23 protein-coding genes and 2 pseudogenes are annotated in these 22,747 nt (G+C 62.4%); 3 read left to right on the top strand and 22 right to left on the bottom strand.

The window, feature by feature from the left end:
• Window position 1: 1 nt before the first annotated feature.
• A complete protein-coding gene (locus ACSSVY_RS15165) occupies window positions 2–4,384 on the bottom strand; it encodes a strawberry notch-like NTP hydrolase domain-containing protein (RefSeq protein ID WP_454270503.1) in 4,383 nt (1,460 codons plus the stop codon).
• Between the two features lie 176 nt (window positions 4,385–4,560).
• On the opposite strand from ACSSVY_RS15165, the gene ACSSVY_RS15160 reads away from it, so the two are divergent.
• Window positions 4,561–4,854 carry a hypothetical protein gene (locus ACSSVY_RS15160; protein WP_067297285.1) on the top strand — a complete coding sequence of 98 codons (294 nt, stop codon included), beginning with the start codon at window positions 4,561–4,563 and terminating at the stop codon, window positions 4,852–4,854.
• 522 nt (window positions 4,855–5,376) lie between these two features.
• Here ACSSVY_RS15160 and ACSSVY_RS15155 read toward each other — a convergent pair.
• From ACSSVY_RS15155 to ACSSVY_RS15085, 15 genes and pseudogenes are all read right to left on the bottom strand, one after another.
• On the bottom strand, window positions 5,377–6,078 hold the full coding sequence (locus ACSSVY_RS15155) for an RES family NAD+ phosphorylase (protein WP_067297288.1): 702 nt from the start codon (window positions 6,076–6,078) through the stop codon (window positions 5,377–5,379).
• Window positions 6,075–6,476: an MbcA/ParS/Xre antitoxin family protein gene (locus ACSSVY_RS15150; RefSeq protein ID WP_067297291.1), complete on the bottom strand. Its 402-nt coding sequence runs from the start codon at window positions 6,474–6,476 to the stop codon at window positions 6,075–6,077. The genes ACSSVY_RS15155 and ACSSVY_RS15150 overlap by 4 nt, the downstream gene beginning before the upstream one ends.
• 58 nt (window positions 6,477–6,534) lie before the next feature.
• Window positions 6,535–6,927, bottom strand: a pseudogene (locus ACSSVY_RS15145) (antitoxin of toxin-antitoxin stability system); the annotation flags it as partial.
• Window positions 6,928–7,049: 122 nt separating this feature from the next.
• Entirely contained in the window at window positions 7,050–8,057 is a 1,008-nt protein-coding gene (locus ACSSVY_RS15140; protein WP_454270501.1) for a tyrosine-type recombinase/integrase, read from the bottom strand.
• Window positions 8,054–8,971, bottom strand: a complete 918-nt coding sequence (locus tag ACSSVY_RS15135; RefSeq protein WP_454270499.1) for a tyrosine-type recombinase/integrase — start codon at window positions 8,969–8,971, stop codon at window positions 8,054–8,056. The genes ACSSVY_RS15140 and ACSSVY_RS15135 overlap by 4 nt, the downstream gene beginning before the upstream one ends.
• Window positions 8,965–10,191, bottom strand: coding sequence for a site-specific integrase (locus tag ACSSVY_RS15130; protein WP_454270497.1), 1,227 nt, complete (start codon window positions 10,189–10,191; stop codon window positions 8,965–8,967). The genes ACSSVY_RS15135 and ACSSVY_RS15130 overlap by 7 nt, the downstream gene beginning before the upstream one ends.
• Window positions 10,192–10,356: 165 nt before the next feature.
• Window positions 10,357–10,617: pseudogene (locus ACSSVY_RS15125) on the bottom strand (antitoxin of toxin-antitoxin stability system); the annotation flags it as partial.
• Window positions 10,610–11,029, bottom strand: coding sequence for a hypothetical protein (locus tag ACSSVY_RS15120; protein ID WP_067297244.1), 420 nt, complete (start codon window positions 11,027–11,029; stop codon window positions 10,610–10,612). The pseudogene ACSSVY_RS15125 and the gene ACSSVY_RS15120, both read right to left, overlap by 8 nt.
• Window positions 11,030–11,104: 75 nt before the next feature.
• Complete coding sequence (locus tag ACSSVY_RS15115) at window positions 11,105–11,302, bottom strand: hypothetical protein (protein ID WP_047998245.1); 198 nt, start codon at window positions 11,300–11,302, stop codon at window positions 11,105–11,107.
• Window position 11,303: 1 nt separating this feature from the next.
• Entirely contained in the window at window positions 11,304–11,696 is a 393-nt protein-coding gene (locus tag ACSSVY_RS15110; RefSeq protein ID WP_454270494.1) for a DUF6915 family protein, read from the bottom strand.
• 10 nt (window positions 11,697–11,706) lie between these two features.
• On the bottom strand, window positions 11,707–12,198 hold the full coding sequence (locus ACSSVY_RS15105) for a DUF6878 family protein (RefSeq protein ID WP_067297141.1): 492 nt from the start codon (window positions 12,196–12,198) through the stop codon (window positions 11,707–11,709).
• A 103-nt stretch (window positions 12,199–12,301) separates the two neighbouring features.
• Entirely contained in the window at window positions 12,302–12,820 is a 519-nt protein-coding gene (locus tag ACSSVY_RS15100) for a DNA repair protein RadC (protein WP_114276373.1), read from the bottom strand.
• Between the two features lie 109 nt (window positions 12,821–12,929).
• Entirely contained in the window at window positions 12,930–13,370 is a 441-nt protein-coding gene (locus ACSSVY_RS15095) for a JAB domain-containing protein (RefSeq protein WP_114276349.1), read from the bottom strand.
• A gap of 127 nt (window positions 13,371–13,497) precedes the next feature.
• A complete protein-coding gene (locus ACSSVY_RS15090; RefSeq protein WP_454270492.1) occupies window positions 13,498–14,697 on the bottom strand; it encodes a DUF932 domain-containing protein in 1,200 nt (399 codons plus the stop codon).
• A 137-nt stretch (window positions 14,698–14,834) separates the two neighbouring features.
• On the bottom strand, window positions 14,835–15,740 hold the full coding sequence (locus tag ACSSVY_RS15085; protein ID WP_114276002.1) for a hypothetical protein: 906 nt from the start codon (window positions 15,738–15,740) through the stop codon (window positions 14,835–14,837).
• A gap of 39 nt (window positions 15,741–15,779) precedes the next feature.
• Here ACSSVY_RS15085 and ACSSVY_RS15080 point away from each other — a divergent pair, with 39 nt between their 5' ends.
• Complete coding sequence (locus tag ACSSVY_RS15080; RefSeq protein ID WP_037954955.1) at window positions 15,780–16,376, top strand: hypothetical protein; 597 nt, start codon at window positions 15,780–15,782, stop codon at window positions 16,374–16,376.
• A gap of 54 nt (window positions 16,377–16,430) precedes the next feature.
• On the opposite strand, the gene ACSSVY_RS15075 is transcribed toward ACSSVY_RS15080, so the two are convergent.
• Both ACSSVY_RS15075 and ACSSVY_RS15070 read right to left on the bottom strand, forming a co-directional pair.
• Window positions 16,431–16,835 (bottom strand): single-stranded DNA-binding protein, encoded by a 405-nt coding sequence (locus ACSSVY_RS15075; RefSeq protein ID WP_009827211.1) that lies wholly within the window; start codon window positions 16,833–16,835, stop codon window positions 16,431–16,433.
• A gap of 207 nt (window positions 16,836–17,042) precedes the next feature.
• On the bottom strand, window positions 17,043–17,171 hold the full coding sequence (locus tag ACSSVY_RS15070; protein ID WP_454270490.1) for a hypothetical protein: 129 nt from the start codon (window positions 17,169–17,171) through the stop codon (window positions 17,043–17,045).
• 83 nt (window positions 17,172–17,254) lie between these two features.
• Here ACSSVY_RS15070 and ACSSVY_RS15065 point away from each other — a divergent pair, with 83 nt between their 5' ends.
• On the top strand, window positions 17,255–17,542 hold the full coding sequence (locus ACSSVY_RS15065) for an H-NS histone family protein (protein ID WP_009827212.1): 288 nt from the start codon (window positions 17,255–17,257) through the stop codon (window positions 17,540–17,542).
• A 9-nt stretch (window positions 17,543–17,551) separates the two neighbouring features.
• Here ACSSVY_RS15065 and ACSSVY_RS15060 read toward each other — a convergent pair whose 3' ends face one another.
• The 4 genes from ACSSVY_RS15060 to ACSSVY_RS15045 form a co-directional block, all read right to left on the bottom strand.
• Window positions 17,552–18,997 carry a hypothetical protein gene (locus ACSSVY_RS15060; protein WP_114276004.1) on the bottom strand — a complete coding sequence of 482 codons (1,446 nt, stop codon included), beginning with the start codon at window positions 18,995–18,997 and terminating at the stop codon, window positions 17,552–17,554.
• A gap of 238 nt (window positions 18,998–19,235) precedes the next feature.
• Entirely contained in the window at window positions 19,236–19,400 is a 165-nt protein-coding gene (locus ACSSVY_RS15055; protein WP_007803240.1) for a hypothetical protein, read from the bottom strand.
• A 383-nt stretch (window positions 19,401–19,783) separates the two neighbouring features.
• A complete protein-coding gene (locus tag ACSSVY_RS15050; RefSeq protein WP_114276003.1) occupies window positions 19,784–20,257 on the bottom strand; it encodes a hypothetical protein in 474 nt (157 codons plus the stop codon).
• 99 nt (window positions 20,258–20,356) lie between these two features.
• Window positions 20,357–22,534, bottom strand: a complete 2,178-nt coding sequence (locus ACSSVY_RS15045; protein WP_454270486.1) for a ParB/RepB/Spo0J family partition protein — start codon at window positions 22,532–22,534, stop codon at window positions 20,357–20,359.
• Window positions 22,535–22,747 lie beyond the last annotated feature (213 nt).

The following is a 22,747-nucleotide window of genomic DNA, read 5'->3' as shown; positions in this document are numbered from 1 at the left end:
CTCAGCACCCTCCACGCGCATGTAGTCCTGTCACGGGACAACGTGCAAGCAGACGATCAAGCACTGCGATGCCGCTGGAGTCTGCTGGGCAGAAGAGCCGCAGCTTCCAGGCGATGATCTCCGAGAAGAACCCATCTGCCTTGAGCCGGTCCTTGGCGGCACCCAAAAAGCCCGACAGTTCTATCCGGTTCACCCCCATGACGCGGGACCTGTGCAACTCCATCCCCTCGGCCAAGCGCACGACCGTCTTGCCCTCCAGAACAAGGGCATGGACCTGCGCCGCCGTGAGCTTCGGCGCATCGGCGGCCAGCGTGGTCGCGACCCAAGACGGCGAGACGCGGCGACCGATGATGCGCTGCCCATCGTCGGTTTGTAGCCGGTAGACGCGGGTCTCGTCCTGCGGCAGTTGCTTCCAGATCGGCAGCAGCAGCCCCGCCACGATGTGCAGCGTGGTTTCCGTGAATTCCGGCACCTCGGCCAGTTCCGCGGTCCAGGCGGCGGCGAAGACTGCGCGGTCGGCTTCGAGCCAGTGGGTGTCCTCCATCATCCGGGCCGGAACCGTGCTGGCCTCCGTTGGCCGGATCAGCCTCAGCCGCGGTTCGATGGTGCCGTCGTCCAGCATCAAGCTGGTCGCGGGCACCTGCACGGCAGCCCTGTTTGAGCGGCTGTTAACTAGCAAACGCGCCTTCGGATCGTCCAGCCAGTCGAGCGCATCAGCGAGCGCGGTCGGCGTGTTGCGCTGCTTTTGCGCGATGGTCAGGAGCTGGGTTTCTGCGCCGGAGCCGGGATGGGTGTAGATCACCCGTGCGTCCGTCACCTGAAAGCTCTCGGCGCGCAGCGTCTCGAGCCCGAGGTCGTAGACCCCGGCAGCGATAGCGCCCTCGATTCGCTGGTCGAGGAGTTCCTCGAAGACCGAGAACAGCACGGCCTGCATGTCGATCGTCAGCGCCAGCAGGCGATTGAGGAAAGTCGTGATCGGGGGCAGATCGTCTTTGAGGCCGTTGTCATCGGTCAGGCTGAGACCGGTGGCATCCTCGAATTCCCCAAGCGAGCAGCCCGCAACATCGCCGCGATAGATGCGGCGGTAAAGCTGGCGCAAGGCATCGCGGGCATAGGGAGACTCCAGATTGTCCTCGGGCCGGAACAGCCCCTGCCCGCCGGTTTGACGCTGGCCGCGCGTGATCGCCCCGAGCGTGTCGAGGCGACGCGCGATGGTGCTGAGGAAGCGTTTCTCTGCTTTCACATCGGTAGCAACGGGCCGGAACAGCGGTGGTTGCGCCTGGTTGGTGCGGTTGGTGCGGCCCAGTCCCTGAATGGCCGCATCGGCCTTCCAGCCCGGTTCCAGGAGGTAGTGGACCCGCAGGCGCTGGTTCTTCGCCCCGAGATCGGCGTGATAGCTGCGCCCCGTGCCGCCGGCATCCGAGAAGATCAGGATGCGCTTCTGGTCATCCATGAAGGCGGCGGTTTCCGCGAGGTTGGCAGACCCCGCCCGGCTTTCGACGACGAGCCGCGCCAAATGACCCTCGCCCTTGCGCACGATGCGGCGCGAGCGGCCCGTCACTTCCGCCACCAGATCGGTGCCGAAGCGCTGGACGATCTGGTCCAGCGCGCCGGGCACAGGCGGCAGGCTTGCCAGATGCTCGATCAGCGCATCGCGGCGGCGCACCGCCTCGCGGCATTCCACCGGCTGGCTATCGCGCGTGACCGGGCGCGAGGACAGATTGCCCTCGCTGTCAGTGAAGGGCTCGTAGAGCTGCACCGGAAAGGAATGGGCGAGGTAGTCAAGGCAGGCCTCTCTTGGCGTAATGTCAACGCGCACATCGTTCCATTCATCCGTGGGGATGTCCGACAGGCGGCGCTCCATCAGCGCCTCACCGGTTGAGACGATCTGGATGACGGCAGCATGGCCTGCTGCCAGATCAGCCTCGATGCTGGAAATGAGGCTGGGGGTCTTCATGGAGGTCAGGAGATGACCGAAGAAGCGCTGCTTGGCGGACTCGAAGGCCGAGCGTGCCGCGGATTTGGCCTGACGGTTTAGCGTGCCGCCGGATTCGCCAGTAATGTTGGCCGCTTCCAGCGCCGCGGACAGGTTCCGATGTATGACTCCGAAGGCGAGCGCATATGCATCATAGATGCCGCGCTGCTCCGGCGTCAGCGCATGTTCCAGCATCTCGTATTCGACGCCGTCATAGGACAGCGAGCGCGCCGTGTAGAGGCCAAGCGACCGCAGATCGCGGGCCAGGACCTCCATCGCGGCAACGCCGCCAGCTTCGATAGCTTGCACAAATTCCGCCCGCGTCGAAAACGGAAAGTCTTCCCCGCCCCACAGACCGAGGCGCTGCGCATAGGCAAGGTTGTGCACCGAGGTTGCCCCCGTGGCCGAAACATAGACCACGCGGGCATTCGGCAGCTTGTGCTGCAGCCGCAGACCCGCCCTGCCCTGCTGCGAGGCCGTAACATCGCCGCGCTCGCCCTTGCTTCCTGCGGCGTTGGCCATGGCATGGCTTTCATCGAACAGGATCACCCCGTCGAAATCAGCCCCGAGCCAGTCGACGATCTGGTCAACGCGGGACTTTTTTGCAGCCCGCTCCTCGGAGCGCAGCGTGGCATAGGTTGTGAACAGAATGCCCTCGGAGAGCGGGATGTCGCGGCCTTGTGCAAAACGCGACAGCGGCGTGACCAGCAAGCGTTCCTGGCCAAGGGCAGACCAGTCGCGCTGAGCGTCCTCGAGAAGCTTGTCACTCTTCGAGATCCAGAGCGCCTTGCGCCGACCCTGAGCCCAGTTGTCGAGCACAATCCCGGCCGACTGGCGGCCCTTGCCCGCCCCGGTGCCGTCGCCAAGGAAGAAGCCGCGGCGGAAACGGACGGCGTCAGCGCCATCGTCCGGCGCGGCCGAGACCATGTCGCCGGTCTCATCGACGGTCCAAGACCCCGCGAGATAAGCGCCATGCGCCTCGCCCGCGTAGATCACAGTCTCAAGCTGCGCGTCGGACAGAAGGCCATCGCGCAGAATGGCGGCTGGAAGCTTGGGCCGGTAGCTGGGTTTTGGGGGCGCGACCGAAGCCATGGCCGCAGATTGCACAAGCTTGGTCGGGTGCGGTTCCGCTCCGGGAATGTCGATCGCCTGCAGACGGAAGGTCTCATAAATAGCATCCGACAGGCGCGCGCTGGCCCCGTCCTCGGTTGCATCGCGCAGGGTATAGGCGAGGTCTGCGGCCTCGATCTGCACCGCGGTGTTGGTGGGGGCTGTTGCAGGCGTGGCGCGCGACGAGCTGATGCCTGTGCGCGTGGTGCGGGCAGGATTTCCCGGGAAGGGGGAAGTGGGGCCCTGCCCGGCTGGTGCGACCTGCGCCAGTTCGAGGCGCGGGGGGACATGGGTAGTGATCAGCGACAGCAGGCTGGCGACATCAGGCGATATCGGGCGCGCCAGATCGGCTGTGATGCCGCCCGCCTCGCCACCGCGGCATTTGTCGAAGACCGAAATCCGCGTCTCAAAGCTGGTGCCGTGCTTGGCGAAGGCGGCACCGGACACCGCACCCGTAAAGACCAGATGCGCGGTCTCGGTCAGGCGCCCGAAGGTCTCAGCCCAGGCGGGCGCATCGGGCGCGAAGCCCGCACCGGTGATGGCGACCAACCGTCCGCCGGGGGCCAGACGCGCGAGCGCCGAGCGCAGATGCCGGGCTGTCGCCTCAGTGCTGCGGGCGTCGACATTCGCCACCGCCGAGAATGGCGGGTTCATCAGGATGGCGCTCGGGCGCAGATCCGCGTCGAGATGATCGTCGATCTGTGCAGCGTCGAAGCAAGTGACAGGCCGACCCGGAAACAGTCGACGCAGGAGATCAGCGCGGGTGTCGGCCAGCTCGTTCAGCGCGAGGCTGCCGCCCGCGATTTCTACGAGGACCGCCAGAAGGCCTGTTCCGGCCGATGGCTCCAGCACCAGATCGCGCGCGGTGATCTGTGCTGCAGCCAGTGCCGCCAGCCCCATGGGCAGCGGCGTCGAGAACTGCTGGAACCGCTCCATCTCTTCAGACCGCCGCGTGTGGGTCGGCAAAAGGCCGGACACCTTGGCAAGGATCGGCAGCAGTGCTGCGGGCGAGCCCGCCCGCGCCAACAGCGCGCGGCCGAATTTCCGCAGGAACAGGACAAGCGCTGCCTCGCCTGCTTCATAGGCCAGCTTCCAGTCCCAGGCGCCGGTCGCGTCAGAGCCGCCAAAGGCGCACTCCATCTCAAGGCGCAGGCGCAGCGCGTCGATCTGGAAACCTTGCGCCAGATCAGTCTGCAGCGCTTTGGCCACGCTCAAGATCGCAGCGGCCGTATCGGGGGACGGGATGGGGACAACAGGCGCAAGTGCGCGCTCGGTCGCAAAATGGGCGAGATGGGTCATCGGGAAACTCCGGAATGAGGGACAGGATCAGCCCCGGACACCCTCTTTCGGGCACCCTCAGGCCTGACCTTCCCCGGCCCTCCTCTTCCTCTCAAACCCCATGATTTCCGCAGGCGGCTTGATTTTGTTCCCGTTATGTTCTATGCTGAAAGCGACGCTAAGAAGGGAGATCCCCGATGGAAAGCACCACTTACGCCCTGCCCGCGACGCCAAAGCAGATCGCCTATGCCCGCGCGCTGGCCCTGCGCAACCAGACGCTTCTGCCGTGGGAGGTTCAGCAAGATCGGCGATCCCTGAGTGCCTGGATCGACGAACAAGCCAAGATGAACCCGGGCGCGCAGGAAAGCCGCCCGACATCAAGGCAGGTCGCCTTTGCAGAACGCCTCGCCCGGATCAAGCGCCGCGCCGTGCCGGACGAATGTTTCCGCGACAAGGGGCTGATGTCGAAGTGGATCGACGGGAACAAGTGAGCACGGCACCGGCTGGCTCCGGCCTTCCGGAGCTTCTGCCATACCGTGGCTTGGCAAACCGAGCGTAGTTGCCAACCTATAGGTTGGCAGATTAGCCCTTCGGGACATCAGCCTCGGTCAAACTCCTGTCCGAAGGACCAAGACCTGGGCCCGGCGGGACGCCGGGAGATGCCTACATCGGCCTTCGGCAACCACCGCAAGTCGTAGTCGTCTCTCGACCCAGCGTCTTCAGATCTTCCTCCACTTGGGGCTAGCCCCTCAGTTCTTTGGAAATGGTGATGTTGGAGCGTCCATAACGCTGGAAAAGCAACCTCATCGAAGAAAACTATAGTGGTCTCTTGGGGCCGAGACGTCGCCTTCCTCAGCGCGTCTATACGAAGCCCAGAAGACCGGCGGACTCAGTCCAAAGCCTCAAAGAACAACTGATGGTCACACGGCTTCAAATGCGTGACGTCCGGCCTGTTGCCGTTTGCCGGTTTCATGTCTTCGCCCCCCCCAAAAAAGCGCATGCGCCATTACTCGTCAGCCGACGGCAGTAAGCGAGTAGTGCGGTGTCCCATCCCAAACAAGATCCCAAGACGCGCCCGGCCGGACGTTCTGGATGGCGTGGGGCTCGAAGCAGACGAGGCAATTCCCGCCCGGCGCGGGAGCCCGAACTGAGGGGTAGATCAGGCCCCGCGATCCAGCCCGGCGAAGATGTTGGGCCAGGCTTTGGCCCTCGGGATATCCGACAGCCGGATCGGGATGCAGCGCTGGGTGTTCCGGCTCATCGGTCAGATCATCGAAGATCCCGATGAAATCCGCCAACAATTCCACATAGCGAGCGCTGTCATGGAAGCTGCCGGTAAAGCCGAGTTCACGGGTGCGGTGCCAGGCCACTTCGCTGACAGAAACCATCACCTCCCACGCGCAGTACCAGGCGCCACGATCTTCGGTGTTGAAGCGGTTCCCGCCGGCGCGGGTATAGGTGAAGGCAGCGTTGACATGACTGTCGCCGTAAATGCGCAGATCGCGGCTGCGCCGCTGCCAGGCAAGCTCGCGCGGGTCCAGATGGGGATTGCGGCCACGTTCGGCCAGAAGGCGGCCGCTGGTCAGGCCCTCGATCTCTGCGAGGATCTCCATCTCGTCATCGGTATCGACGAGACCGCGCAGGGATGGCGGCTTGTGGTAAGTGGCGGGCAGGAGACGAACGAGACCACGATCAGAAATCTCGGTCTGCTTCATGCCCCACCGCGCAATGCATCAAGATAGGTCCGAACCGCGAGAATTTGCGGCAAGCCCCCGTCGATGGCGGTATCAACCGGACGGCTACCCCCGAACAGCGGCCCTGTGTTCGGTCGGGTGAACCAGCTTCGCGCGAGCGGCTCGGAGAAGTAGAGTTCGAGCGACTTGTAGATGCCGATCACCGCACTGAGTCGCAGGAGTTGATCCTTGGTCAGTTCTCCCGCAAAGTCCGGCTTCTTGGCGCGCTTCCACGTGCTCACCGTCATATCGGCAAGGCCAGCCGCTTCGTTCAGGTTAAGGCCCCAAGCATCGACCACGCGCGCGTAAGCCTTCAACGCGACGGCGTTGATCTGTGCGGGTTCCCGGATTTTCTCTGCGACGTACATGGCGTCCTCCATTGGGCTGAATATAGATCATATGGCCTGATTGTAAAGATCAAATGAACTGCCTGCGCTCTCACCCGAACCGGCGCCCTTCTTCGGTGAAGGTGTACTCGTTGACGATGATCCCCTCCTCTATGGCCTCGTCCGAGGTCAGGTGGTCGTATTCAGCCTGAAGCTGGCGGTAGAGCCAGCGGGCCAGATCACGCAGCGCCTCGGTCACGATCTCCTCGGCGTCTTCGGTCGGCGGCTGCCAGGTCGGGCTGTCCCGCGTGACGTCCACGGACATGGTGTATTCGTGGTAGTAGCGGCCGCGGTGGCTGACCTCGGCAGCGAGCTGGTAGAAATTCCGCCGCTGGATGGCCTGCAGCCAGTCGGCGATGCCATGCAGCGTCGCGTCCGTCGGGGCGTAGTCCCGGATGCGCGCGGCCGCGCCCTTGGAGTGGGACCAGTAACCTTCGAAGCAAGCCTTATGCAGAGCACCGCATAAGGCGTCTTATGCCGAGCGACGGATTATGCGGAGCGGTCAGGTCATCACGCTGTAAACGCGAGTGATTTTCGACAATCCGCTCCACATAATTCCGGACGGGTTCAGGTCAGCGTATTCTTCCTTCCGGTCATCAGCATCGCAATCAACGCATCCGGAGCCTTGAACTTTCCGCGACGCAGCTCGGGCGGGATGACCGCCTCTACAGCCTCGAGCTTTTGGGCTGCATCAACGCGCAGATAGGTCTCGGTCGTTCGGATGTCCGCGTGTCCCAGCCAAAGCGCGACCTTTCGGATGTCGCGGGTCGCCTCCAGCATGATGACGGCGCAACTATGCCTGAGCTGGTGGGGCGACACTGAACGCCCCGCCAATGATGGACAGTGCTGAGACGCTTTCACGACGTGTTTGTCGAGCACATACTCGAACCCGGATCGCGTCATCGCTCTCCCTTCGGCATTGACGAAGATCTCCGGTGCAGGCGTAAGCCCTCGCACGGCAAGCCAAGCCCGCAAGTCTGAAGCTGTCTGCTTCCAGAGTGGAAAGTGCCGATGCTTTCGTCCTTTTCCTCGAACCAGCAGGCTTGGAGCCTGGCCTAGAACCAGATCGGTCAAGGCAGCCCCTACGAGTTCCGACACGCGCAGCCCTCCCGCAAAACAAAGGTGCATCATGGCGCGATCCCTGGCACCTAAGCGCGTCGTGACATCGGGAGCATTCAGAACGGCCTGCACCTCGTCCTTGGACAGGTGCTGGACCAGCTTGTTCTCGCAACGTTTTGTCGGGATCGCCCGGATTTGCGCGACTTGGGCCAGGAGGGCTGGATACTGGTATTCAACGAACCGCATGAACGACTTGATGGCCGCGAGCCGTGCATTTCGCGAAGTGGCGCCATTTCCCCGATCTATCTCGAGATGATCCAGAAAGGCCAGGATCAATGGTGCGTCCAGCTGCTCGATACTGAGCTGCGACGGGCTGGATCCGACACGCCTCGCCGCGAACTGGAACAGCAGTTTGAAGGCATGCGCATAGGTTTCGCTGCTGTGGGCGCTGAACCCGCGCTGCCGAGGGAGGTAATCCTGCATGAACTGCGTAATAGCCGGCGCAAGAGCTGTCATGAGCCGCCCCCCGTCAAGAGTTCCTCGGCTGCGGCAGAGATTTCGGCCAACAGCTCGGGCGTCCGATGCAGATACCAGTACGTGTATCGGAGGTTGGAATGCCCCATGTACGTCATCAGCGCGACAGCATTGCGCGCAATCGCTTCGCGCCCGGCCCCAGATTTTTCCAGCACCCGTGTCGCAAAGGTGTGGCGCAGATCGTGGATCCGAGGGCGCCTGGGCCGACCGGGCGCAATCGCCGCGATGGCAAGGATTTCGTGGAACGCCCTATGCGGGACAGAGTAATAGATTTTCCTCTTTCCTTCGGAAAGGAAGAGATGGTCGTCCTCGGCCGCGACGTCCAGCCTCAGTTCCAGATACCGGTCGAGAATGCCCATCATACTCGGATGCAGTGGCACCATCCGGCTCTTGCCAAACTTGGTCTTTCGGATGTGCAAGATGCCATCCGGCAGAACATCACTCAGGGCCAGGTTCAAGGCCTCCGATATCCGTAAGCCGGTCGATGCGATCAGGCCGAATAGGACGGCATAGATTTCGCGCCGAACTGGCGAGCTTTCGTTCTGTTGCCTGACTCGAGCTGCAACGATGAACCTCGCCAATTCATCGTCCGTGAAGATGTAAGGAATGAACTTGGTCCGATGCGCCTTGAAGATGCCTCCCGGCGGAATCTCATGTGAAGCGTCTTCTGCGTGCAGAAAGGTTGCCAACCGGATGACATCCGTGATGCGGCGATACCGAGTGTCTGGCGTCGACGCACCGTCAGCCCAGGCCACCGCTGTTGCGGTCCTAACGTGTCGCTCACCTTTGGCTTCGACGAACTGGCCGAACGAAGCCAAGTTCTTGGCCGTCTCCTTGAGCTTGAAGCCAAGCGACCTTCGCAGTGCGATGTAGCGATTGATTTCCTCGATCAGCATGCGGCCTCCCCCGCCCAGGGCTGAGCGATTTCGCGGAGCAAAGCGAAGTCAACCTTCGCATATTGCATGGTGGTGGACAGGGAGCGGTGCCGGAGGACCGCTCCGACCCCTGCAAGATTGACCCCATGCCGAAGCATCGCTGTCGCCGCCGAATGACGAAGCAGATGCGAACCACGTCGACCACTCTGGATGCCCGCCCGGTCAAGAGCCGCCTGAACCAGACAGTTCACAGCAAACCTCGACATCGGACGCATCGGATTTTTTGCTGTGACGAACACGCGCGGCGTGGCAAATGACGGCCGTCCCCGATCCAGATAGGCCAGCAGTGCTTCGCCGACTTCTTGAGGAAGAGGCAGCCATTCTTCACGACGAGACTTGCCACCCCTGATGGCAATGCGACCATTCCGCCAGTCGATGTGATCGAACTCAAGGTTTGCGACTTCGCTTGCGCGCAAGCCGAGTCGGACAAGGAACAGAATGACCGCATGATCGCGCAGGCGGGCCTCACCGCCGCAAGCTGCCAAGATCCTCGCGATATCTTCGTCGTTGAGAAAGTCTGGCACTGGCGCCAATTGCCAGCCCGCAAAATTCGGGATGGCCTGGTCACGGCCGGCCGGGCAACGCCCAGTTGCAATCAGGAAACGCAGGAATGCGCGAGTGGTGGTCACCGTTATCCTTGCATGGGCAACGCCGTGCATGCCCGCGCGTTCCAGCACAAACTCCCTGATTGCATGGGCGCTATAAGCCTCAGGCGCGTCGCCAAGGACGAGAAACAGGTGAACAAGGATGTTCTGATAGGTATCGAGGGTGCTGTCCAACACCCCGCGATTTCGGAGCATCCAATCCCGGAACTCGCCAAGGATCGGCCACCGATCACTCGGGGACGGCGGCTTCGGCAGTGGGTCGACAATACCCAGTTCTTCAAGGAAGAGAACAAACAGGGCACCTGATCGCAATCGCATAGAGTAATTCGGCATGGCCCTGAAGGCCGGTACAGATGCTGCGTATCCACTGTGGATGGTGCCGAGGTCATAGCCGGCGTCGTGCATCCAATCCGTCCAGTGCCCCAAGTAAATGGTCAGCATCGAAATCGTTGACTTGGTGTAATTCCGTGCGTGAAGCCAACGGACATAGCCCTCGAAGTGTGGGCGGGCGAAATGAAGCCTTGAAAGCGTGAGATACCGCGGAGTGTTCCGCCTTTTCTTGGGGGTGCTGGACATTCGATCTCCTGACATGGGTTCAATGCCGGAAAATGCCGGCGACCCACTTCTCGCCCAAAAGAACCCGCGAGGGCACAAGCCCGTCGTTATGCGGAGCGGATTGTCGAAAATCACTCGCGTTTACAGCGTGATGACCTGACCGCTCCGCATAATCCGTCGCTCGGCATAACAAGCCCCGTCGCCCTGGCTCCAGAAGCCTGAGAACCAGATGCAGGGCTTGGCCCGCGTGCCGCCGCCCATCAGGCGCACGGGCGTGGTTTTGAGACGAATGCCGAGGATATCGCAGATACGCTCGAAATCCTCGTAGACCGCGTCCCACCAGTCGTCATGGGGGCCAAGCTCGCGATACCAGCTGCGCGCCTTTTCCTTGGCGGCATCCGAGAGTTCGGGGAACTGGTAGACTGTTGTGCAGATGACCTCAGGCATCGACCTCCTCCCCGTTTAGCGCGGCGGCCAGCCATTCCTGGCTGCTCGTCCAGCCGACGGATTTCTGCGCGCCGAGGTCGATGACATGCGCGCCGCCGCCGAAGGCGTCGAGGCGCGGGCGGGAACAGGTCAGACCGTACTGAAACCCCCAGAGGCCGGTGAGCTCGAAGTCTTCTGCAAGGCGCAGCACGAAACGGATAACCGCCTCGACATCGCCGTGCTCGTCGTCATGGATCCAGAGCGTGCTGCCCTCGGGCGCGTCCTGGCGCTCAAGAGTGAAGCCCGAGACCTCCGGGTCATCGGCGTCCTGATCCGCGGCGCGCAAGCGCTGGAACAGGGCAAGGGCCCGGGCGGCCTTGTCGGGGCTGCCGACGTCGATCAGGCATGAGAAATGGGTGAAGTAATCCGCCATGGGGACCTCCTGAATGGGGAAAACCCGGCCGGGCGGCCGGGCGTTGTGTTGGAATGAAGGGGTGGTTGGGGGTAATCAGCCGTTTGGCTGGTCGCCCGCCGCCTGTCGCGCGGCATGGGCGCAGAGCATCTGCTGGTAGAAGCGCTTGCGCGAGGTCCGGAAGCCGCGCACGGCGCGCGTGTCGGGATGAAGCGCCCGGACCGCTGCGCGCAGGACGGCGTAAGGCGAAGCGGTCACCGGCAGGCCGAGGCGATGATAGGCCGGGTCGGTCATGTCAACTGACCTCGACCAAGGGCGAGGCGAGATGCGGATCGACCAGCGCCTCGATCCGCTCGGACCGGCCCATCCAGGGTTCGGGTCGGATGGCCTTCACCCAGTCGGCGAAGCTCGGGATGAAGCCGAGGTCTTCCTTCACGTGCTGTTCGCCGACCCAGCGGGTCGGGATGATGCGCCCGGTCGAAAGCGTGAGGGTCGGACCGAAAATCGTCTCGGCCATGAAGATACCCTCGGCATGGTGCCGCAGGGCCCGGTGCCGCAGGGCCCGGTGCCGAAAATCGGCGGTGATCTCCTTGCTTTGGTCGAACCATGCATGCACCGCGATGAAATCATCGACCGTGCCGCCCCATTTCTTCACTGAGGACAGGGCGTGGTGGTAGGGATGTGCCATCGTCGCCCCCTCAGAAATCGTGCGTGTAAAGTTCGGACGAGGTGAAGCGCTCGTTGAACTCGAGATGGATGCAGCGGGCGGCGGCGTCGAAGCAGAACTCGCCGTAGGCGCCGTCGTTGTTTTCCCAACCGTCATGGGTATCGGAGAGGAAGTCGTAGGTGAGCTGCTCGACAACATCCTCCAGTGACAGGCTGCGCATCTCGACCTCGGGATCATCCCACGTCAGCGCGGCATAGGGGATTTCAGTCGCGGGGAAGTCGACAGCCGTCTCGCCCGCCCAGGCGCCGATGCTTTCGATCTGGCCGCTGTCACCGGCCCCGTCGAAGGTCACGGTGACATGGGTGATGCCGGCGGCCATGAGGCCATCGAACAGGCGGTCTTTGTTGCATGGGCGCAGGGCGAGGGTCCGGGCGGTGCGTTCGGCATGCGCGGCAAGGATCGCCCCGAAATCGACGGTGGAAGGCCGCAGCGGGGCGGCCAGAGTGGGTTCAGTCTGGGTCATGAATATCTCCGTTCGGTGAGGACAGGTCAGACCCCCCGGGTGGCGCACTCCTCTGCCCCCCGAAGGCTCAAACCCTTCCCAGCCCTCCTCTGTCTCTCGGGCGTCACGCCGCGATCTGCAGCGCCCGGGCGGCAAAAGCGCGCCAGAGCGGGTCGACAAGGCGGGCATCCAGCAGATCAGCACGGTGACGAAGCCGCTGCGCCAATTCAGGCTCGTGCCAGTCAGTGGCGCGGCCAGCCTGGGCGCGCAGATGAACCGCCTCGGTCACAATGGCCCGCGCCTCAAGAGCATTGGCGACAGGGTGGCACCAAGCCACAGCGCCATGACTGGTGGCCCCGGCAAGAACCAGGCGCTGGTCGCAATCAAGGATCGCCAGAAGCTGCGGCGCTGCTTCAAGGCCGTTATCCTTTGCATACTCAAACGCCCCCTGCATGGCGTCGACCAACGTCGGGAAACGCTCAACGACCACGGGGGCAGCAGTGCCCGACATCAGGCCTGCCGGCGTCTGGTGCATCCGCGTCAGCGCGAAAGGCAGGCTGGGATCAGGAGCGACAGTCGGGCCATTTAGAACGGGGCCCATCGGACGCGGGCTCGGCTGGATCGGCAGGGGAAGGTCAAACATGGCAATGTCTCCAACGGCGCGGGAAGCCACTCTCCCCGCATCATCCGTCACAGACCAAACCGCCACCCTCTTCCTCGAAAGGGCGACGGTGATGGATCTGGCCACAGCGTCAGAGTTTGCCGAGGGCCCGCAGGCTCAGCTCCGTCCCGGCGCCGACGATGATGTGGTCATGCAGCGTCAGGCCGAGATACTTGCAGCCCTTCTGGATTTCCTTGGTCATGCTGAGATCAGCCTCGGACGGCGTCGGATCACCCGACGGGTGGTTGTGGATCAGGATCAGGGCGCTGGCGTTCAGCATCAGGGCGCGCTTGATCACCTCGCGCGGATAGACCGGGACATGATCAACTGTGCCGGTAGACAGAAGCTCATCGGCGATGATGCGATTCTTGCGGTCGAGATAGAGGACGTGGAACCGCTCGATCGGCCCACGCACGGTCAGCGCGCAATAATCCATCAGCGCCTGCCAGCTGCCGATAACCGGGTTCTGGCTGAGATAGCGGCCAAGGATGTCGCGGGCCTCAAGGATGACGGTTTCTTCCTGGGGAGTCATGGGTGTCTCGCTGAAATCCGCACACCGAAGCGTCCTATCCTTTCGGGACAAGGCCAAAGGCGTGCATGTTGAGAAAAAGGCTACAGCGACCGCCCCGGTGTCGGGCGATCGCTGCTTGGGCGCTCTATCAGCCCACCCGGTCGAGGAGCTTCTTGGCGCGCCCTTCCATGTCGAGGCGGGCATCCTGCTGGGTCTTGTCGCGCGCAAGCCGCGTGATGCCCTGCACGAAGTCGAAGATGCTCTCGGGCGGGCGGCCTTCTTCCATCAGCACTTTCTCGATGATCTTGCCGGACTCCGCCTTCGAGAAGCCCCGCTTGCGCAGAAAATCCGCGCGATCCTCGTCGCTGCGCGCCACGATCTGCTGCCGCGCGGCCTTGATGCCGTTCACGAAGCCCTGCGGCGAGGAATTGGCGAACCGCGTCAGCGCCGGGGCCGCCTCATGGGCAAAGCGGGAGGCGGCGTATTTCGAATGCCGGATCCGGATCTCCTGAAAATCCTCGACGCCCCAGAGATTGCGGTTCTGGCACACCGCCCGCAAGTAGAAGCTCGCCATGCCAAGGGTTTTCGCGCCCACCTCGGAATTCCAGCAGTAGAAGCCCCGGAAGTAGAGATCAGGAGAGCCGTCGGGCAGTCGACCCGCCTCGATCGGGTTGCGATCATCGACCAGGAACAGGAAGACATCGCGGTCCGAGGCATAAAGCGTGGTCGTGTCGCGGCTGATTTCGACATCGGGGTTGTAGACCCCTGTCGACCAGTCCAGCACGCCCGGCACCTTCCAGCGCGTGTCGCCAGTGCCATTGCCCGCGATGCGCTGCACCGCCTCGACCAGCTCGAAATCGTGGATGCGGCCATAGTCGGGGCCCGTCACGGCGCGCAGTTCGGAGCGGCCGTCTTCGGTCTCGAAGGTTTTGACCTGTTCGGCGCGGTGGTTGGTCAGGCCGTATTGCAGGTTGATCCCCGCCAGCGGCGCAGGCAGCTGCCGCAGGTAGGAGGCCGGTGCGCCAACGATGCTGGCAAGCTGGCCAAACGCCCAATGCGTGGGCGCGACCGGTTCTTGCGCCTTCGGCAGCATCAGGTGCAACCGCTCGGGGTTGTCGCGCGCGGCCTCGACCCGGATGTTCGCCGTCTGCACCACACGGCTGCGGCTGCGTTCCGACCGGCCTTTCACATTGGCCCAGAGATCGTCGAGCGACAGATACCGCTCGTCATCGGGCCGGTTGAACCATTCGGACGACACCCGCCCGTTCCGCTCACCCCGGCTTACATCCACTTTCCAGCCACCAGCCCCCATCGGCTGCACCGGATCCAGAACTTCTACAACGCCCATCGGCTATCTCCCGCGACGAGCGCCGGGAGCCACTCTCCCAGCCTTCAACCCGTCACCGGGAAACCGGCCCTCCTCTCGCTCTTGGGTTCACAATGGCGAATTAGAGCAAAGCGGCAGTGTGCGAGGCTTGCGGGTAGTCATCGGTTTTGGCTGTACTGGACGTCGCCCAAGACCCGCACGACGAGCAGGCTGGCCTTGTGGGCAGCGTAGGCCTGCTGGCGTGTGGAAGGCATCTTCGGGTCGTTGTACCGAACCGAAGCGTCACACTGGATGTCTGCAATTAGGTGGCGAAGGTCGAGGCCTCGGATTGATTTGGCAAGGACGGCATGCGGCTCTTTCAGCTTGTGCCCCCATGGAACCTCGTAATCCCCGATGATGGCAATCAAGCCCTTCATGAACTTCTCGGTCATCTGTAGCGAGGACCACCGGGCTTGCCCCCAGTTCGGGGATTGGTTGGTCATATGCGCGACTGCTGCGAACCAATCCTGTTCGGCGGCGGCGAACATCGGGTCGGACTTGCGGAACCGCTTGAATGCATCACGAACATCTAGCCCGACCACGAACAGCCCGTAGACCTCGTTCAGGTCGTCGTCGGAAAAGTGCTTCAGGCGGGCCTCAGTGATGCCCGTCAGCGAGACGCATGCGTTGACGTTGAGAACCTGTGTCCCAACTCTGTTCCAGGTGTGGCTGGGCAGATCGCGTTTGGCCTCGATGACCACTGTCCCGTAGATCAGTGGAATCCGCATCTCCCAGATGTCCCCATCCGCGAGGACCGCGACCTTGGCCTTCTCAGAGAAATCGGTCTTGATCAGGTCGCCATAGACCTCTTCGTACCAGCGGTGAATGCGGTCGGTGTATACGCTGGTCGCGACCAGTTCTGCCGGTGCACCGGGCGGGAGCTTCGCAATCGGAAGACTGATGCGGAACCTATTTCCGAACTCGAGCACCGCCATTATGGGGCGTGAGTGCGGCGGTATTGCCTTTTCCTTGAGCGACTGGTCGATCTCGCGCAGGATGGGTGTGATGTCGTCAGGTATTTGCATAGTGCGATGCTACCCACGGTGGCGGGAAAGGGATACAGGATGCTGCCATTTTTCCGTCGAAAGGCCGAATCGCAACCGACCGGTGACTGGTGGACGGAAGCGTTCACGCCGGAGGAACACGCGACCATCGAAGGGGTCTTCGCGCCACTCGGCGGAGGCACGGCGGAAAGCCTTGCGCGGTCGACCAATCCGAACAGCCTCGGCGCACTGGCTGAATACCTGAAGAAGGAGCACCTGCGCCATCTGGGGTACAAGCTGCTAGATCGGGCGGACACGCTGGTGAACGAGAACGTCCCGGTTCTTAACCTGCACTTCTACTTTGCGGTCAGGGGTGGGTTCTATTACCGGTGGCGCGATCACGATCCGTTCGCCTTGGACGAGGCAGTGAAGAGTTTCGAGCGCCAGATCGGGCTCGGGGCTAATGTCGCCCGGTTCTTCCGCGAGGACAAGAACTGGGGCTTCATCCCTGCCCACGCGGGCTACCGGCAGCTTCGCATCATCGAAGAGAAGCGCGGCAACTGGACCTTGGCGAGGGCGCTCTGCGAGCAAGCGAAAGCCGAGGGCTGGGCAGATGACTGGGACCACCACATCGGTAGGATCGACAAGAAGCTGGCGGCGATGAAGACGCAAGACTGAAGTTTAACAGACCCGGCGGGTTGTCCCGCCGGGCCCGAGGGGGAGACCCCGTTCTTAGAACGGGATCTCATCGTCGCGATCGACCAGCTCGGGGTTTTCGTTCTCGGCCGACTTTGGGCGGCTCAGAAAGTCGACCTTCTCGGCGATGATCTCGCAGCCGTAGCGGTCGTTGCCCATGCTGTCGATCCACTTGCTGTAGTGGATGCGGCCATGGACGAGGACCTTCATGCCCTTTTCGCAGTGCTCGGCGACCGTCTTGCCGAGACCGTTGAAGCAGGTGATGCGGTGCCATTCCGTGTCCATGATCCGGTAGCCGTTCTCGTCGCGCAGGACGCGACCTTCCGAGAGGCGGGGGCGTGAGGTGGCAAGGCTGAAGTTGGTGATGTTGGTGCCGCCCTGGGTGGTGCGGGTTTCGGGTTTTTGACCGATGTTGCCGGCGAGGATGACGATGTTTTGCATGATTAGCTCCTGTGTTTCCTGTCTTCGGGACCGTCCCTTCGACAAGACCCGGAAAAAGCCCGTCGGGTGATGCGTGCACGGTGGACAGCATGGACACCGGAAACCCCCAAAGGACCGGGGTGGAGCGGGTAGGACGCCATAGGCGGCCAACACGGCCCGGGCTGACGCGGGGTTGCGCGCAGGCAAGCGAACGGGATTAGGGGATTGTCAGTCGAAGGGATGGCCCAGAAGACAGAGATGCGCGGGGAGCCCATGCCAGACCCTGTCATCCTGCCAATCGGGACTGCCTGAACCCAAGCCCAGCACCCCACTAGCGGCCAAGATTATGCTCGTCACCTGCCTCCCCTCCTTCCGGGAGTTGCGGCACCCTGCCGCGACAGGCTATCGATACCGGATCATTCAGGACACGGAGCGCACCAATGGCTGATTACGATCTCGAGGCACTGTCGCTCGGCGAGCTGAAGAAAATGCGGAAGGACGTCGCCAAGGCGATCTCCACCTATGAGGATCGACAGAAGGCGGAAGCCCGCTCCAAGGTGGAAGCTCTCGCCCAGGATCTGGGTTACTCCCTGGCCGAACTTGTCGGCACCGAGACGAAAACCGCCCGTGCGCCTGCGCAGCCGAAATACCGGCACCCTAACCTGTCGCTCGCCTGGTGCAGCCGGGGTCGCCAAGGAAGTAGTATGGCGAACGCACCGTCAAGATAGGGCCCACCACTAAGGTTTTTTCCAGAACCGTATCGCCGAACCTTCGAAATTCGCGAGCGCTTTAGCGACATTCACGCCGCCTAGGATTTCAGTACTTGATGCCAGAGGATGGAAGCGGGGGGCGGTTGTTGTCCAGTTGCCCTCCGCGTCGCAATGGTGATGCGCGGCACCAGGTACGAGGTGTTCCTCAAGCGGAATGATGGCGCGCGGGTTATGATAGACGTTGAGTCCTTCCACCCAGCTCTCATGGTATCCTTTGGCGTTCACGATCGCCTTAAAGAGCAGCGGGTCCCTCGCTACGGGATCGGGGTCGACGACAGTGCCAGTACGCGTCATCAAAACATTGCCCGCGTCGAACCCGGCCAGAATCCCCATTCGATTGAATTTTGAGATCGTACCAGCGGTTGTGGAGATAACGGCGCTGACATGTTCTGAGTCCGGAATGTCAAAGAAGCCGGAGGGTATCACCTTGTCCCCCCAACGGTGCTCAATGATCTTTATGGGCTGAGCTACGGCTCTTCCTTGCTCGTCGCGTGCGGCGTCAAAGGAGTACCCGTAGAGATACCGCTCGAGTGCGGATCGGGTGTGGATCATGGAGCCGGGCGATGAGAAGTCCGCGATTGCAAACACCAGCGGCACACCAGCGATCTGCTCCTTTTCCCAGTATTTTTTCCTTAGCTTGCTGAACAATGGGCTGCCGAACTTTATCGGCATATAGTCCCACAGATACGCTTCCATCTGTTCCTGGGTCTCAACGGGCGGTGGCGGAACAATTTCAGCGCCTCGCCGAGTCGGTCCAACCGTCACCGCTTCGACGGCGATGGGCCCAAACAAGCTTGTGCCGATGAAGTCGGGCACAGCATGCGTCACATCCAGGGAAAACCCAAGTTCGATTAGCGTCGCGAAAAGGTAAAGTTCCCAAATCCGCTGGTCGAAAGCGGTGGACTGGAACTGCTCCACGAAGTTTCCATCTAGATCCTCGTGCCACCGCATCATTGGTTCGATTATGCCCCGGGCAGGAAAGAACCCAATTTCGGATGCGACCTGCTGGAAGTCCGGGTGCAAGACATCCAGTGGGTGCATAAGAGTGAAGAAATTGACCGGCTCCCCCCTTTCATCACCTTGGTGATGAAATTCGTCCGGCTCATCGAGCAAATTGGTCATCAGTTCCGCCAATGCGTCGTGCGCCAGTTCCGGGCTCTCGAGGAAATTGGTCATGGAAGTCCACCGGAACCGCAATTTCGCGTCCCGGCCAAAGGCCATTCCCGCGAAGTCACCGTCTGTTCGGTCCCTGATGAGCAGGCCGAGAATGCTCCCATCCTCTGCCTCGTAGTAAGCCAGTTCCTCACCAGTCAAAACTGCCCTCGGGTGCCGGGCATAGCCAGCGATTGCATTGAAGCGGAGTTCGGAAATTTCCTTCAAAGCAAGTCCTTTAACACTGCTGTCGATGTTCACGTACGGTGTCAGATTGAACGAGTGTTGCAAAGGTCGGCTTTGGCAAGGCCTGCTGATAGTCCTTGAGGGCTTCGACGCAACTGCGCATGTCCGCTGCCCGGCCAACCCTGCGCACCACGATCTGCTCAGGGCCGCAGACCGGCGTTCCTCAGATCGGCATCGCCGATCACTTGGTCGCCGATAGGCCCGGAGGCGCACCTGCGCGGTGCCCGGGCCCTCGGGAAGTGAGGCCAAAGCCTCACCCGAAGGGATCGTACTCCGAGACGATCACGACCTCGTCGCCGTCGATTTCATCGGCGGGGACGGCGCCGAAGGTTCCATCCCCTGCCTGGAAGACGACGATCGAGACCATGAGCGTGGCGGCGAGGGAGGCGGCGAAGGCGTGTGCATCTTTGCGGGACATCTGTTTGGCTCCTGTCTTGGAGGCGGGGGACCATCCCCCGCGCGACAGGACCTCGAAGGCCCGAATACTGGCTGACATCACCGGGTGCGTTCGGCTCGTCCGAATCCGCCCGGCGGCACGGGCTCGCCCGTAGTCCGACCCCTCGCGGGTTGATCTCGAAGACAGAATTTGGGCCAAGGAAGGGAATGGCGAGCGGGGGATGGTGCCCTGACGACTGGAGCCGGTTGTCCCGCTGATGCTTTTGCCGCCAGCCTCCCGGCCAAACTCTTGGTTGAAGACGTCCTTCCTTGGGGATGGTTCCTTTGGCGCCCCGCGAACTCAAAGGACGAGGTTGTGATGGTTGAGAGGCCCGCGCTTGGGCGGGCCCCTCGGTTTCAGTGGGCTCAGGCGGCCAGGTCCGCGCCCCCTGCCCTTTCGCCATCTTCATCGCCAACGATTTCAAGTCGCGCATTGCGGTATCCTTCCTTGGCGATCCAAAGCTCGGCCGCAGTGACAGATTCCGCCAAATGCAGCAGCTCCGTGTTGCCGCCGAAGTCGAGAAGCACGCGGACCTGCCCGGGCTTCGGTTCCTCGGCCACCTCGAAGACGAGGGTGCTGTCAGCAGAATGGCTGCGCATGATGGTCACGAGGATCACCCCGTCCGAGGAGAAGTTGCCCTCATGCAGCGTGAACGACGCGGGTGCCGTCCAGGTCGCGTAAAGCCGGGGTGGTTCCTTTTTCACAAGGCGGCCGACGCCGTTCGAGCGCTCCCAGGCCGCCAGCTTCTTGGTGAAGCGTGCCGGTGGCTTGGGGCTGCCGTCAGTGTAGCGAATGAGCGCCCCGAGGGGGGCGGTGTCGATGATGGTTGTTGCAGACATGATTCCTCATTCTGAATGCGAGTAATCGCATTCATCTTATTGATATTGTTACGTTATAGGGTGATTGGAGGCGGAATCTCCGCCCCCCACTGGATCACGTTATTCCGCGGCCAGCATCGATGCGCCTTGAGCAGGCAGGTCATCCGTCAGGAATGCAGGAAGGTCAGCTTCACTGACGCTGTCAGCCACTTCGGCATCCGCCCCCTGGCCTTCGGCACAGTCCTCACCGTCCAGCGCCACGAGATCGTTCCGGCGCAGGACCTCGGGCAACCAGCCGCTGCCCTTCAGCAAGCGCTCGGCTTCACTGGCCATCTCGCTTTTCTTCAGGTGATCGAGGAGCTGGGCAGTCCCCTCCCCTTTCGCTTCGCGCACGGCCTCGAGGATGCGGGCCTTGGGCACGCGGTTGAGATAGGTGTCGACCGTCGGCTCCCAGCCCGCCTCGACCATGTCGAGATCTGTGGCACGCGCCACGAGATCGGAATGCGCCATCCGCCGGGTCAGACCGCCTGCGGAGATGCCTGCACCGTATGGGTTCACCTTCTCATGCAGCGCGTTGACGCCGAAGCTGAGGCAATGCGCCAGCAAGGCCAACCGACTGCCCTGATCGAGGACCGTCAGATAGTCCCAGAGCGCTGCATCATCGCCAAGCGGCAGATCGGCTTCCCATTCCGCATGACGCTCGTCGACCAGCTTCGCCACCACGCTGTCTTTCAGATCGGGCGCTTGCGCTGACATATAGACCTGACGCACGGATGCCTCGAGACAGCTGCCCGAAGCAGATGAGGTGCGGAAGGTGTCCGTCACCAGCTTCAGGAGCAGGAGTGTCAGCGCGACATCCGGCGAGCGCCCGATCGCTTCACGCAGCGCCAGCGTCCGGTGGGCCGTCAACTCCATGACCAGCCGCTCGGGCAGCGGCTTCAACGCCCCGTCGTCCTCATCCTCCGGCAAGTCAGCTCCGATCGGCTGACCACCCGACATGATGACGGTTCCGCCAGGAGCGGCACTGACATGGCTATCGGTGAGATTACGATCATCCCCCCGCCCCGCCACCGCAGGATCAGTACCATCCTGGACCGCGGTCTCGTCAACGGGCTCATCCTCTGGACGCACATAGCCGCGATAGACGGCCAGCGCGCCGTAGCGGTCGAGCGTGACGAACGCCCCTGCCCGCCCGATCTCCTCCGCGTCGAAGATCAACGGCCGGGTCTCGATCTTTTCCATCTCCGTTTCCAATACGCCAAGCCGCGTGTCGATCTCGTCGGGGATGTCATCCTGATCCGCGTATTCCTCCTCGAGCGCTCGGTACTCGGCGAGCAGCTTGGCATGAGCTGCACCTTCGTCATCCGTCATCGGTGCCGGATCACCAGACAGAGACCGCAGCCCGTGACTGTAGCCGTAGGGCAGGTCAAGCGCGACCTCGATCCACTTCCAGCCCTCAACCGCAACCGTCTCAGCCTCGGCCTGGAGTTTTTCCGTCACCAGCCGATCGAGCAGGGCAGGGTCCTCGAGCCAGCCACCGTCATCGCCCTGAAAGAGGTCATGCAGCATCGTGCCGCCCGCTGCTTCGTAGGCCTCAACACCCACAAAGACCGCGCGCCGGTCAGACGCCCGGACCGACGTCTCTGTCAGCATGCGCCGGATCTGGAATGGCTCCTTGTTCCAGGATGAATGGATCACATCCCAGACCTGAACCTGACGCGCATGATCGGGGTTCACGGTGAAGGCCATGAGCTGCTCCAGCGTCATGCCATCCTCGGCATAGACCTCAAGCAGTGCAGGGGCGACGGAGGCGAGTTTCAGGCGTTGCTTCACGATCTGTGGCGTCACGAAGAAGGCCGCAGCAATCTCTGCATCGCTCTGACCCTTGTCGCGGAGGGACACAAACGCGCGGAACTGGTCGAGCGGGTGCAGGGCGACGCGCTGCATGTTCTCGGCCAAGGAATCGTCCTCGGCGAGGATGTCGGACGCTGCATCCCGCACGATGCAGGGAATGGGTGTCGTCTTTGCCAAACGCTTCTGCTTCACCAGCAGGGACAACGCTTGGAACCGCCGTCCACCGGCCGGGATCTCGAACTTGCCGGTCTCGGTCCCATCGTCAGCCAAGACGTGCCGCACGCTCAGGCTCTGCAAGAGGCCGCGGCGGCCAATGTCTTCGGCCAGTTCCTCGACGGATACGCCAGCCTTGATGCGCCGCACGTTGGACTGGCTGAGCACCAGCTTGTCGAAAGGGATATCCCGTGAAGGGGACAGGGTGATTTTCTGGACAGGTTTCGCCATCAGTTTTTCTCCACGACGGGCGTCGGAAGCCACTCTCCCGATCTCACTTCCCGTCAAACCCTTCACAACCACTCTCTCCCTCTAAGCTGGGTTAGAAAGTTGGCCATGGCCAACTAAGGGGCACCTCGATTTTTGACTGTTTTCTCGACTATGGAGCAGTTGGCGCAGCCTGAAGGGCTTGGAAGGCCGTCAGTTGACGGGTTGTTGCGTCGG

This window comes from Roseovarius sp. MBR-51, assembly GCF_053628575.1.
Note: the sequence above shows the minus strand (reverse complement) of the source record. Positions and strands in the feature narration are given on the sequence as shown.

Excerpts from the sequence above, each read along its gene's own strand:
- ACSSVY_RS15105 (WP_067297141.1), bottom strand. The coding sequence starts at position 12,198 with ATGACCCAGACTGAACCCACTCTGGCCGCCCCGCTGCGGCCTTCCACC.
- ACSSVY_RS15075 (WP_009827211.1), bottom strand. The coding sequence starts at position 16,835 with ATGCAAAACATCGTCATCCTCGCCGGCAACATCGGTCAAAAACCCGAA.
- ACSSVY_RS15130 (WP_454270497.1), bottom strand. The coding sequence starts at position 10,191 with ATGTCCAGCACCCCCAAGAAAAGGCGGAACACTCCGCGGTATCTCACG.
- ACSSVY_RS15150 (WP_067297291.1), bottom strand. The coding sequence starts at position 6,476 with ATGGAGGACGCCATGTACGTCGCAGAGAAAATCCGGGAACCCGCACAG.
- ACSSVY_RS15055 (WP_007803240.1), bottom strand. The coding sequence starts at position 19,400 with ATGTCCCGCAAAGATGCACACGCCTTCGCCGCCTCCCTCGCCGCCACG.
- ACSSVY_RS15095 (WP_114276349.1), bottom strand. The coding sequence starts at position 13,370 with ATGACTCCCCAGGAAGAAACCGTCATCCTTGAGGCCCGCGACATCCTT.
- ACSSVY_RS15085 (WP_114276002.1), bottom strand. The coding sequence starts at position 15,740 with ATGCAAATACCTGACGACATCACACCCATCCTGCGCGAGATCGACCAG.
- ACSSVY_RS15135 (WP_454270499.1), bottom strand. The coding sequence starts at position 8,971 with ATGCTGATCGAGGAAATCAATCGCTACATCGCACTGCGAAGGTCGCTT.
- ACSSVY_RS15080 (WP_037954955.1), top strand. The coding sequence starts at position 15,780 with ATGCTGCCATTTTTCCGTCGAAAGGCCGAATCGCAACCGACCGGTGAC.
- ACSSVY_RS15065 (WP_009827212.1), top strand. The coding sequence starts at position 17,255 with ATGGCTGATTACGATCTCGAGGCACTGTCGCTCGGCGAGCTGAAGAAA.
- ACSSVY_RS15090 (WP_454270492.1), bottom strand. The coding sequence starts at position 14,697 with ATGGGCGTTGTAGAAGTTCTGGATCCGGTGCAGCCGATGGGGGCTGGT.
- ACSSVY_RS15100 (WP_114276373.1), bottom strand. The coding sequence starts at position 12,820 with ATGTTTGACCTTCCCCTGCCGATCCAGCCGAGCCCGCGTCCGATGGGC.
- ACSSVY_RS15115 (WP_047998245.1), bottom strand. The coding sequence starts at position 11,302 with ATGACCGACCCGGCCTATCATCGCCTCGGCCTGCCGGTGACCGCTTCG.
- ACSSVY_RS15140 (WP_454270501.1), bottom strand. The coding sequence starts at position 8,057 with ATGACAGCTCTTGCGCCGGCTATTACGCAGTTCATGCAGGATTACCTC.
- ACSSVY_RS15160 (WP_067297285.1), top strand. The coding sequence starts at position 4,561 with ATGGAAAGCACCACTTACGCCCTGCCCGCGACGCCAAAGCAGATCGCC.
- ACSSVY_RS15045 (WP_454270486.1), bottom strand. The coding sequence starts at position 22,534 with ATGGCGAAACCTGTCCAGAAAATCACCCTGTCCCCTTCACGGGATATC.
- ACSSVY_RS15110 (WP_454270494.1), bottom strand. The coding sequence starts at position 11,696 with ATGGCACATCCCTACCACCACGCCCTGTCCTCAGTGAAGAAATGGGGC.
- ACSSVY_RS15120 (WP_067297244.1), bottom strand. The coding sequence starts at position 11,029 with ATGGCGGATTACTTCACCCATTTCTCATGCCTGATCGACGTCGGCAGC.
- ACSSVY_RS15165 (WP_454270503.1), bottom strand. The coding sequence starts at position 4,384 with ATGACCCATCTCGCCCATTTTGCGACCGAGCGCGCACTTGCGCCTGTT.
- ACSSVY_RS15050 (WP_114276003.1), bottom strand. The coding sequence starts at position 20,257 with ATGTCTGCAACAACCATCATCGACACCGCCCCCCTCGGGGCGCTCATT.
- ACSSVY_RS15155 (WP_067297288.1), bottom strand. The coding sequence starts at position 6,078 with ATGAAGCAGACCGAGATTTCTGATCGTGGTCTCGTTCGTCTCCTGCCC.